This is a genomic window from Pseudomonas sp. GM50, assembly GCF_000282375.1.
Lineage (GTDB): Bacteria > Pseudomonadota > Gammaproteobacteria > Pseudomonadales > Pseudomonadaceae > Aquipseudomonas.
The window spans coordinates 1-10,776 of the sequence record NZ_AKJK01000025.1 but is presented as its reverse complement, the minus strand read 5'-3'; the positions used below and the strand labels follow the sequence as shown (position 1 = coordinate 10,776).

Genomic DNA, 10,776 nt, shown 5'->3' with positions numbered 1-10,776 from the left:
GCAGGGCGCCGCCGACATTCTGAAAGCAGTCTATGGCGAGGCAGGGCACGAGTGACTGGCTGGCGCTTGTTGCTGACGCGCCCTGCGGATGAATCGGCGGCGCTAGCCCGTGTGCTGGCCGACGCGGGGGTTTTCAGCAGCAGCTTGCCGCTTTTGGATATCGAGCCGATTCCCGCCTCTGACACAATGCGCGAAGTGATTCAGAACCTGGATAGTTATTGCGCGGTGATTGTGGTCAGCAAGCCGGCCGCCAGAATCGCTGTCGATTTGCTCAACCGGTACTGGCCGCAGCCCCCGGTTCTGAAGTGGTTCAGCGTGGGCGCGGCGACGGCGCAGATCCTCGAGGATAACGGGCTGGATGTGAGCTTCCCGGTCGACGGCGATGACAGCGAAGCCTTGCTTGCGCTTGCACCGTTGCGCGAGGCTGTCGCCGGCCCCGATCCGCGGGTGCTGATCATGCGCGGGGAGGGTGGGCGCGAGCTGCTGGCTGAGCGTTTACGCGAGCTTGGTGCTAGTGTCGAGTATCTGGAGTTGTACCGACGCGGTTTGCCGCAGTACCCGTCGGCAACGCTGCCTGACCGGATCAAAGCGGAACGCTTGAACGGGCTGGTGGTCAGCAGTGGACAGGGTTTTGAGCACCTGCACCGATTGGCCGGCGTTGCCTGGCCGAGCATGGTGCGGTTGCCGTTGTTTGTTCCAAGCCCCAGGGTCGCCGAGCTGGCACGTGCCGCCGGGGCCCAAACAGTTGTGGATTGTCGTGGCGCCAGTGCCGCGGCCTTGCTGGCGGCGTTACGGGAACACCCCGTGCCCGTTTTCTAATGCAAAGGATGGATACGTGAGCGAAACAGCCTTGCCTAAAGATGACGTCCGGCCCGTGCTAGATGCACCGGCTGATGCACCGGTTGAAACTGCGCCACCTGCTGTTGAGCAGCGCCGAGGCAATGGGTTGGCAATCGTCGCGCTGCTGTTGGGCGCTGCCGGTGTTGCCGTGGGTGGTTGGGGAGTCTGGCAGGTGCGTCACCTGCAAGCCAATAACCAGCAACAGTTGAGTCAGGTTCAGGCGCTGAACGATCAGGCCCAGAGCCTGAAGCTCAACGAGCAGCGCCTGACGGCTCGCCTCGAGCAAATGCCGGCCGCCGAGGAGCTCGACGCGCGTAGTCGTCTGGTCACTCAACTCCAAGGCGATCAGCAACGTCTGAATCAACGTCTGGAAACCGTCCTCGGCGCGAGCCGCAAGGACTGGCGTCTGGCCGAAGCCGAGCACTTGCTGCGTCTGGCCAGCCTGCGTCTGTCGGCGTTGCAAGACATCAGCAGTGCCCAGGCCCTAGTGCAGGGCGCCGATGAAATTCTCCGTGAACAAAACGACCCGGGGGCTTTTGCCGCTCGCGAGCAAGTGGCCAAAACCCTGGTAGCCCTGCGCAGTACCGAACAGCCGGATCGCACCGGGTTGTTCCTGCGACTGGGTGCCTTGCGCGATCAGGTGATCAACCTCACCGAGTTGGCGCCTGAGTACAAGGATCGTGGCGAATCCCTGCTGGGCCTGACTGCCGATGGCGACGGTGCCAGTCGCTGGGCGCAATGGTGGGATCAGATATCGCGTTATATCCGCATCGATTTCAACGCCGACAAGAATGTCCGTCCGTTGCTGGCAGGGCAGAGCCTGAGCCAGGTGCGTCTGGCTCTCAGCCTGGCGCTGGAACAGGCGCAATGGGCTGCGCTTAATGGCCAGGCCGCGGTTTACACCCAGGCGCTGGCCGAGGCGCGGGACGTGCTCAAGAGCAACTTCAACCCGGACAACCCTCAGAGCAAAGTCATGCTGGAGCAGGTGGCCGAGTTGAGCAAGCAGCCGGTCACGGTGGTCACGCCAGATCTGACGGGCACGTTGAGTACGGTTCAGGCCTATCTTGAGCGGCGCAACGTCAACGCCGAGGAGTCGGTGAAACCTCTGGCCAAACCTGCCGCGGGCACTATGCAGGAGGCCACGCCATGAAGCGCCTCTATGTGATCGTGTTCGTGGTTATCGCTGCCGCCGCCGCGCTGGGGCTGGCGATTGCCGAGCATTCCGGCTACGTGCTGATCGCCTACAAAACTTTCCGTTACGAGTCGAGCCTGTGGGCCACCCTGGCCCTGGTGGCCGTGCTGTGGCTGGTGTTCTGGGGTATCAAGGCGTTGGTCGAACTGGTGACGACTTCCGGTGGGGTGGTCAATCCATGGTCACGGCGCAATCGCAGTCGACGAGTGCAAGTAGCGATCGAGCACGGTCAGCTGGATTTGGCCGAGGGCCGCTGGGCCAGTGCGCAGCGGCATCTGTATCGCGCAGCGGAAGCCGAGCGCCAGCCGTTGCTCTATTACCTGGGTGCCGCCCGCGCCGCGAACGAACAAGGTCACTACGAGGAAAGCGACAACCTGTTGGAGCGCGCTCTGGAGCGACAGCCCCAGGCCGAGCTGGCGATTGCCTTGAACCATGCCCAATTGCAGACTGATCGCGGCGACACTGAAGGCGCGCTGGTGACCCTGCAAGCCATGCACGAGCGTCATCCTCATAACGTCCAGACCCTGCGCCAGTTGCAGCGCCTGCTTCAGCAGCGGGGCGACTGGTCGGCAGTGATTCGCTTGTTGCCGGAGTTACGCAAGGACAAGGTATTGCCGCCGGCCGAACTGGCTGAGCTGGAGCGCCGGGCCTGGGGTGAAAATCTTTCGTTGGCGGCGCACCGGGAAGAGGACGGAACGGTCGGTTTGCAATCGCTCAATCGCGCCTGGCAGCAACTCACCGCTGCTCAGCGCCAGGAACCGCAACTGGTGCTGGCCTATGCCGAGCAATTGCGGCAACTGGGCGCGCAGGTCGAGGCCGAAGAAGTCCTGCGTGCAGCCCTCAAGCGCAAATACGACAGTCATCTGGCACGCCTGTACGGACTGGTTCGCGGCAGCGACCCTGCCAGGCAACTGCACACCGCCGAGGGGTGGCTCAAGGATCATCCGGCCGACCCGAGCCTGCTGCTGACGTTAGGCCGTTTGTGTCTGCAAGGCAGTCTGTGGGGCAAGGCCAGGGATTATCTGGAAAGCAGCCTGCGCGTGCAACGCAACCCTGAAGCCTGCGCCGAACTGGCGCGGTTGCTGGCGCAACTGGGTGATACCGAACGCAGTAATCAGCTGTTCCAGGAGGGCTTGGGTCTGCTGGATGAGCGCTTGCTGGCGGCACCGCTGCCGGTGCCGGCTCACGCCTGATTTCCGCGCCGGACCTTATGTAGGAGCTGCCGAAGGCTGCGATCTTTTGATGTTCTTATAAGAGCGCAGTCGCTTCGAATCCGCCACTGTTTCAGCGTTGTAATCCTTCGCCGGCAAAGTCCTACAGAGGACTACATCAAATCCTCTCGACGCTGTCGGGAATTCCCTACACTTCTGGTGAAGTGTCCGTGGTGGTCTGCCTTGAAAGGCTGCCGCGCTTTCCTCTACCGTAACCGCCTGTCTCTACTGTTACGGAAAAGCCATGTCTTTGGCCTGCTCACGCTCCTTGTTTTTCATGGTTTTCATTGCAGGTGCCCTGGCCTTGGGCGTTTCCTATTACCTGGAATATGCGGTCGGCCTCAAGCCTTGCGGGTTATGCCTGTTGCAGCGGGTTTGCCTGGCGCTGCTCACGGGTGTCTGCCTGGTGGCTTCAGTGCAGGGGCCTGGTCGCTTCGGATCGTTCCTGTATTGGCTGCTGGGTCTGCTCTGCAGTCTGGCGGGGACCATCACTGCGTGGCGGCAGGTGGTGTTGCAGAGTGATCCAGTGCATCAGTTATCGGCATGCTCGCCTGATCTGACCGATCTGTTCGCCAGTACACCCTGGCTGTGTGTCGTGCAGCGAATGTTCAAGGGAACCGCCGATTGCGCGGAAATATCCTGGACGCTGTTCGACCTGAGCATCCCGGAGTGGAGTCTGCTGTTCTTCGTTGCGATGATGATTCTGGGCGGGCATCAGTTGCTGCGCCTTGTCTGGATCGCGTGTCAGCGACCGCTCAGCGGCGAGTCGTCGCACCGGGTACTGGCGGGCGATTAAACACTTGTATGAACTTTATCTCCTGCGTACCTTGAAGCCATAGGCGCGCGGGCATAATCTGGCCCGCACGTGTCATTGGATTTATGTTGCTCGAATGACGCTCTGCCTGGTCGATTCTTGATTTTCAAGTGTGCGACAGGTGTAGAGCAGCATGACCCACAAGGGAAGAGAGAATCACCATGCTCGAAAGTTGTCAGAATGCTCAGGAACGCTGGGGTGGAGTGCATCTGCTGATCGATCGCTGGTTGCAGGAGCGTCACGAACTGGTTCGGGCCTATGATGCTCTCGGCGCCAAGCCCGAAGCTTTGGGCGAGAACCGAAAACCGTTGCAGGAATTCTGCGGTGTGCTGGTCGACTACGTGTCTGCCGGGCATTTCGAGATCTACGAACAGCTGACCGGCGAAGCCAAGGCGTTCGGTGATACTCGCGGTCTGGAGTTGGCCGAGACGATCTACCCGCGCATCGACGTCATTACCGAGAAGCTGCTGGCGTTCAACGACCTGTGTGATGCCGGTAAGTGTGTCGCGGAGAAATTCAAGGAGCTGGGTGGCTTGTTACACGAACGCTTCGAACTGGAAGATTGCCTGATTGAAGTGCTGCACACTGCTCACAAGGAAGAGGACTCGGTTCAGGCCTGAACCTTATCCAGCAACACCCTCAAAACGGTGCGCTATGCGCGCCGTTTTTCGTTTGCGGGTTTCAGCTTGTAGCACCACGCAATTCGACCTCGAATACCAGTGGTGTGAACGGCGCGATCAGGTCGCCGGCACCGTCAGCGCCATAAGCTTGGGCCGATGGAATCACCAGGCGCCATTTCGCGCCGACCGGCATGTTTTGCAGCGCACTGCGCCAGCCCGTGATTACGCTATCAAGACTGAACCACTGCGGTTGGCTGTTCTGGTCGAACACTGAACCATCAGGCAGGCGTCCGATATACAGCACCTGGACCTTGCCATTTGGACCGGCCTTGGCACCGGTGCCCGGCGCCAACTCTGTCAGCAGTATTCCATCGGCCAGTTCGCGAACGCCGGGCTTGGCTTTTTCCTCGGCGAGAAAGCGTCGTTCGTTTTCCAAAGCCAATTCGCTTTGCGGCACAGGCGATTGCATGGCAACCCGGGCTTCATGCTCGGCCAGAATCTGTTCGATCCGCTCATCTTTCAGTGCCAGCGGCTTGCCTTGATAGGCTTGCTGCAAACCTTCGAGCAGGGCCTGAAGTTGCAGATCCGGAACTTCCTGGCGCAAGCGTTCGCCAAGGCTTGCGCCCAAGCTGTAAGCGAGATCGTGAGCGTCATTTGCGGCGGTTTTTTCGGTGGCCTGGGCCACGGAAAAAAACACGCACAGCGATAAAAAAAGGTAGCGCGACATGGGCACTCTCCGACCTGAGATGCGCAGGATTATGCCAGTGTGAATGCGTTCAAAGGTGAACTGGTTTTGCACAAGCACAGAACATTTTTACTTCGTTGCAACGGAGTGCTTTCGATACTGTCAACATGCCCTAGCGGCGGTTGCAGCAGAGGTCTAGTATGAGCCGCATTCACGTCAGCCAGGAGGTAAACCATGTCGGCCACCAAGAAGCCAGTAAATACTCCGTTGCACTTACTCCAACAACTCTCGGGCAGCCTGCTCGAGCATTTGGAAAACGCTTGTTCCCAAGCCTTGGCTGATGCTGAAAAACTGCTCGCCAAGTTGGAAAAGCAGCGCGGAAAAGCACAGGAAAAGTTGCACAAATCCCGGACCAAATTGCAGGACGCTGCGGCGGCCGGCAAAGCCAAGGCGCAAGCCAAGGCCAAGGATGCGGTGAAAGAACTTGAGGACTTGCTCGATGCCCTCAAGGATCGCCAGTCCGAAACGCGCAGCTACATCCTGCAACTCAAACGCGACGCTCAAGAAAGCCTGAAACTGGCCCAGGGTGTCGGTCGTGTCCAAGAGGCTGTCGGCAAGGCGTTGTCCCTGCGTTCGGCCAAGCCAGCCGCGGCACCTGCGAAGAAAGCCGCTGCCAAACCGGCTGCTGCAAAAGCATCGGCCAAGCCCGCTGCCAAAGCTCCGGTGAAAGCCGCAGCCAAGCCTGCCGCAAAACCGGCGGCGAAAAAACCAGTCGCTGCCAGTGCTGCGAAACCAGCGGCTAAAACGACGGCTGCCAAACCTGCCGCTGCCAAAACAGCTGCCGTTAAACCTGCTGCAAAAACCGCTGCTGCGAAACCGGCCGTGGCGAAAACTGCAGCTGCAAAACCAGCTGCAAAACCAGCTGCTAAATCGGCCGCAAAACCTGCTGCCAAGCCAGCCGCTAAAACTGCTGCGACAAAACCTGCTGCCAAGCCAGCCGCTAAAACTGCTGCGGCAAAACCTGCTGCCAAGCCAGTCGCTAAAGCTGCTGCTGCCAAGCCAGCTGCCAAACCTGTCGCAGCTAAAACTGCCGCAGCCAAGCCTGCTGTCAAACCGGCTGCAAAAGCTGCCGCTAAACCGGCTGCCAAAACAGCTGCCGCGAAACCCGCAGCCGCCAAGCCAACCGCTGCTGCCAAGCCTGCCGCTGCGAAACCAGCAGCCAAACCTGCTGCTGCCAAGCCAGCCGCTGCGAAGCCTGCGGTAAAACCTGCCGCCAAGCCTGCCGTGAAAAAACCGGCGGCCGTTGCCAAGCCGACCACAGCACCTGCTGCCAAGCCAGCTACCCCGGCTCCAGCGCTCGCTGCATCGGCTTCGCCTGCTCCAGCAGCAACCACCTCGACCACCACGCCTGCGCCAACGCCAGCCGCACCGTCGAGCACCAGCACCACCCCAACCAGCGCTTCCTAAGTGCCGGTTGCCGCGACGCGCAGCTGATGCAGCGCGTCGCGGTCCAGGTTGGCGGCGCCTGCCGCCACACCTTCGAGCCAGGCCGTTCGTTCGGTCTCCTCACACTGCGGCCAACTCTGTGCCAATCGTTCCAGCCGCGACAACAGATGTCGTTCGGCTTCCATCTCCAGTGACTTTACCTGTTCGCGCAAATCATTCAGCCCGGCATCCTCGCTGGCGGCGGTTTTCCATTGCAGGCGCAAGGCGCGCAACGGTTGCACGACATCCGCGTCCCAAGGCCCGGCTACATCGCGAAGCAGCTGCAAGCGTTGTTTGTTGCAGGTAACTCCACGCTCTTCCAGCCACAACCCGCACAACAGCAGGCACACATTCACGCCTGCCGACTGCAATTGCAGGCACGCAGGTTCTACCCCGCGACGGGAGTAAGTGATAACGGAAAAGCTCCACAGGTCAGAGGACATAGTGCTACTCGCGCCAGTTGCGAGCGAAGCTGGTAGACTCCGCCGCCATTATGATTCGACTTCAGAACCTGACTTTACAGCGTGGCCCGCAGCGTCTGCTAGAAGACGCCGAGCTGACCCTGCACGCCGGCCACAAAGCCGGCCTCATCGGTGCCAACGGCGCCGGCAAATCGAGCCTGTTCGCCTTGATTCGTGGCGAACTGCACCCGGACTCGGGTGACTGCTTCCTGCCGGCCGACTGGCGCATCGCCCACATGCGCCAGGAAATCGAGACGCTCGAACGCCTGGCGGTCGACTACGTGCTCGATGGTGACCTGCGCCTGCGCGAGGTGCAACGCGACCTCGCCGCAGCCGAAGCGGCCCATGACGGTGCCGCTCAGGCCCGCCTGCACTCGGAACTCGACAGCGCCGACGGCTACACCGCCGACGCACGGGCTCGAAAGCTGCTGGCCGGCCTTGGGTTCACCAATGAGCAGATGGATCGGCAAGTAGGAGATTTCTCCGGTGGCTGGCGGATGCGTCTGAACCTGGCGCAGGCTTTGATGTGCCCTTCGGACCTGTTGCTGCTCGACGAACCGACCAACCACTTGGACCTCGACGCCATCATCTGGCTCGAAGAGTGGCTTAAAAGCTACCCCGGCACCTTGCTGCTGATTTCCCACGACCGAGACTTCCTCGATGCCGTGGTCGATCACGTGGCCCACGTCGATCAACGCAAGATCACCCTGTATCGCGGTGGTTATAGCGCCTTCGAGCGCGCCCGTGCCGAACGTCTGGCCCAGCAGCAACAGGCCTACGAGAAGCAGCAGGCGCAACGTGCGCACATGGAAAGCTACATCGCCCGCTTCAAGGCCCAGGCCACCAAGGCCCGTCAGGCCCAGAGCCGGATCAAGGCGCTGGAGCGGATGGAAGAACTGTCCGCCGCCCACGTCGATTCGCCGTTCGACTTCGTCTTCCGCGAGTCGACGAAAATTTCCAGCCCGCTGATCGACCTGTCGGATGCTCGACTGGGTTACGGCGATAAAACCGTGCTGGAGAAGGTCAAGCTGCAACTGACCCCCGGCGCGCGGATCGGTTTACTTGGCCCGAACGGCGCGGGTAAATCGACCCTGATCAAAAACCTCGCCGGTGAGCTTGAGCCGTTGGCCGGTCGCCTGACGCGCGGTGAAAACACCGTCGTTGGCTACTTCGCCCAGCATCAGCTCGATTCCCTCGATTCCAAGGCCAGCCCGTTGCTGCACTTGCAGCGCCTGGCGCCGACCGAGCGTGAGCAGACCTTGCGCGACTTCCTCGGGGGGTTCGACTTCCGCGGCGCGCGTATCGATGAGCCGGTACTGAATTTCTCCGGCGGCGAGAAGGCGCGTCTGGCCCTGGCATTGATCGCTTGGGATCGACCGAACCTGTTGCTGCTCGACGAACCGACCAACCACTTGGACCTGGAAATGCGCCTGGCGCTGACCATGGCCCTGCAGGAATTCAGTGGCGCGGTACTGGTGGTCTCCCACGATCGTCATTTGCTCAAAAGCACCACCGACAATTTCTATCTGGTAGCCGACGGCAAGGTCGAGGAGTTCGACGGCGACCTGGAAGACTACGCCCGTTGGCTGGTCGAATACCGTCAACGCAATGCCCCGGTCAGCAATACCCCGGTCAATCCGGACAAAACCGACAAGAAGGCTCAGCGCCAGGCTGCTGCTGCATTGCGTCAGCAGTTGGCACCGCACAAGCGCGAGGCCGACAAGCTTGAAGCCGAACTGGGCAAGCTGCACGAGAAGCTGGCAAAGATCGATGCCAGCCTTGGCGACAGCGACATTTACGAGCCGATGCGCAAGAACGACTTGCGTGATCTGCTGGCTGAACAAGCCAAGCTGAAGGTGCGTGAAGCCGAACTGGAAGAAGCCTGGATGGAAGCGCTGGAACTGCTGGAAAGCATGCAGGCGGAGCTGGAGGCACTGTCCTGATGGACGCCTTCAAACTGCCGTTGCCGGCTGTGTGGGGGGAGCCGCTCTGGCTGGTCGTGCAAATCCTGCTGATCCTGCTGGCCAGTTATGTCGCCCAGCGTGTTGTCGCCAAATGCCTGACTCGCCTGGGCGAGCGCTATCCGTTTCCACCGCAGTTTTTCATGCCGCTGCGCGGCGGTTTGCGTTGGTTGATCATGGGCAGTGCGCTGATTTTCGTGCTGGAACGCCTTGGCGTGTCGGCCACGGTGCTCTGGACGGCGTTGTCCGGTTTCGTTGCGGTGGCCGCCGTGGCGTTTTTCGCCATGTGGAGCGTGCTGTCCAACCTGCTGTGCGCGATCCTGATCTTCACCGTCGGCCCATTCCGTATCGGTGACGTAGTCGAGTTGGTGGATACCACCGACAAGCCTGGCGTCAAAGGCCGGGTGGTGGCGATCAATCTGCTCTACACCACGCTGATCGAAGCCGAAGAACTCGGTACCGGCAGCGCCATGGTGCAAGTGCCCAATAGCCTGTTCTTCCAGCGTTCGGTTCGGCGCTGGCGCGGGACTGATGTGTTCCCTTCGAACGGGTTTGAAAAATAGGCGTTACCTCTTAGATAGAGGTTGTCTGATAAACCGCCATCGCGAGCAGGCTCGCTCCCACAATGGTTTGCGGCGCTCACAAACCCCATGTGGGAGCGAGCCTGCTCGCGATAGGGTCTGAAAGTTGTAAACACTGGTCGGCAGTCGCCATGTCCTGCAAAAAATCGGTAGTCATCGGCCCAAAGGCGCATTAGCTTAGACGTCTGTCACGAGTCTGAGTCGAGGTGTGCGATGGTGCTTCAAACATGGCTGGCGTTTTTTGCCGCCTGCTGGGTGATCAGTCTTTCTCCCGGTGCCGGCGCCATTGCGTCGATGTCCAGCGGTTTACGCTACGGCTTCTGGCGCGGTTACTGGAACGCCCTGGGCTTGCAACTGGGCCTGGCGTTGCAGATTGCGATTGTCGCCGCCGGTGTGGGTGCGATCCTCGCGGCCTCCGCCACGGCTTTCTATGCGATCAAATGGTTCGGCGTGGCCTACCTGGTCTACCTCGCGGTCAAGCAATGGCGCGCGCAGCCCAATGACATGAATGACGACGCGGCCATCCGGCAGATTGGCAAGCCGATGGCGCTGGTGTTCCGCGGTTTTCTGGTGAACGTCAGCAACCCCAAGGCCTTGGTGTTCATGCTCGCGGTGCTGCCGCAATTCATCGACCCCCACGCGCCGCTGGTGGCCCAGTACCTGATTCTCGGCGTGACCATGATTTGTGTCGACCTGATCGTCATGGCCGGCTACACCGGGCTGGCGGCGAAGGTGCTGCGTTTGTTGCGCACACCCAAACAGCAAAAACGCATGAACCGCACCTTTGCCGGGCTGTTCATCGGCGCGGCGGCGTTCATGGCGACCCTGCGCAAAGCGGCGGTGTAAAACCTTCAGGCACAAAAAAGGCGACCCTTGCAGGTCGCCTTTTTCATTTGTGGCGAGGGAGCCTTTGTGGCGAGGGGGCT

11 protein-coding genes are annotated in these 10,776 nt (G+C 60.7%); 9 read left to right on the top strand and 2 right to left on the bottom strand.

What is annotated here, in order from left to right; genetic code table 11:
- The first annotated feature begins 51 nt into the window (after window positions 1-51).
- The 5 genes from PMI30_RS24280 to PMI30_RS24300 all read left to right on the top strand — a co-directional run bounded on the left by PMI30_RS24280 (window position 52) and on the right by PMI30_RS24300 (window position 4,677).
- Window positions 52-819, top strand: coding sequence for a uroporphyrinogen-III synthase (locus PMI30_RS24280; RefSeq protein WP_008006751.1), 768 nt, complete (start codon window positions 52-54; stop codon window positions 817-819).
- A 16-nt stretch (window positions 820-835) separates the two neighbouring features.
- On the top strand, window positions 836-1,990 hold the full coding sequence (locus PMI30_RS24285) for a uroporphyrinogen-III C-methyltransferase (RefSeq protein ID WP_008006749.1): 1,155 nt from the start codon (window positions 836-838) through the stop codon (window positions 1,988-1,990).
- Window positions 1,987-3,225, top strand: a complete 1,239-nt coding sequence (locus PMI30_RS24290) for a heme biosynthesis protein HemY (protein WP_008006748.1) — start codon at window positions 1,987-1,989, stop codon at window positions 3,223-3,225. Before PMI30_RS24285 ends, PMI30_RS24290 begins: the two co-directional genes overlap by 4 nt.
- 262 nt (window positions 3,226-3,487) lie before the next feature.
- Window positions 3,488-4,039, top strand: a complete 552-nt coding sequence (locus PMI30_RS24295; protein WP_008006746.1) for a disulfide bond formation protein B — start codon at window positions 3,488-3,490, stop codon at window positions 4,037-4,039.
- 179 nt (window positions 4,040-4,218) lie between these two features.
- Window positions 4,219-4,677: an Rsd/AlgQ family anti-sigma factor gene (locus PMI30_RS24300; protein ID WP_007899333.1), complete on the top strand. Its 459-nt coding sequence runs from the start codon at window positions 4,219-4,221 to the stop codon at window positions 4,675-4,677.
- Between the two features lie 61 nt (window positions 4,678-4,738).
- On the opposite strand, the gene PMI30_RS24305 is transcribed toward PMI30_RS24300, so the two are convergent.
- Window positions 4,739-5,404 carry an FKBP-type peptidyl-prolyl cis-trans isomerase gene (locus PMI30_RS24305; RefSeq protein WP_008006744.1) on the bottom strand — a complete coding sequence of 222 codons (666 nt, stop codon included), beginning with the start codon at window positions 5,402-5,404 and terminating at the stop codon, window positions 4,739-4,741.
- Window positions 5,405-5,596: 192 nt separating this feature from the next.
- On the opposite strand from PMI30_RS24305, the gene PMI30_RS31585 reads away from it, so the two are divergent.
- Complete coding sequence (locus PMI30_RS31585) at window positions 5,597-6,829, top strand: AlgP family protein (protein WP_008006742.1); 1,233 nt, start codon at window positions 5,597-5,599, stop codon at window positions 6,827-6,829.
- On the opposite strand, the gene PMI30_RS24315 is transcribed toward PMI30_RS31585, so the two are convergent.
- Complete coding sequence (locus PMI30_RS24315; RefSeq protein WP_008006740.1) at window positions 6,826-7,290, bottom strand: TIGR02444 family protein; 465 nt, start codon at window positions 7,288-7,290, stop codon at window positions 6,826-6,828. The two genes, PMI30_RS31585 and PMI30_RS24315, sit on opposite strands and share 4 nt — an antisense overlap.
- Before the next feature lie 50 nt (window positions 7,291-7,340).
- Here PMI30_RS24315 and PMI30_RS24320 point away from each other — a divergent pair, with 50 nt between their 5' ends.
- The 3 genes from PMI30_RS24320 to PMI30_RS24330 all read left to right on the top strand — a co-directional run bounded on the left by PMI30_RS24320 (window position 7,341) and on the right by PMI30_RS24330 (window position 10,696).
- Window positions 7,341-9,251, top strand: coding sequence for an ATP-binding cassette domain-containing protein (locus PMI30_RS24320; protein WP_008006738.1), 1,911 nt, complete (start codon window positions 7,341-7,343; stop codon window positions 9,249-9,251).
- Window positions 9,251-9,832 carry a mechanosensitive ion channel family protein gene (locus tag PMI30_RS24325; protein ID WP_008006736.1) on the top strand — a complete coding sequence of 194 codons (582 nt, stop codon included), beginning with the start codon at window positions 9,251-9,253 and terminating at the stop codon, window positions 9,830-9,832. The genes PMI30_RS24320 and PMI30_RS24325 overlap by 1 nt, the downstream gene beginning before the upstream one ends.
- Before the next feature lie 231 nt (window positions 9,833-10,063).
- A complete protein-coding gene (locus PMI30_RS24330) occupies window positions 10,064-10,696 on the top strand; it encodes a LysE family transporter (RefSeq protein ID WP_008006735.1) in 633 nt (210 codons plus the stop codon).
- The last annotated feature ends 80 nt before the right edge of the window (window positions 10,697-10,776 follow it).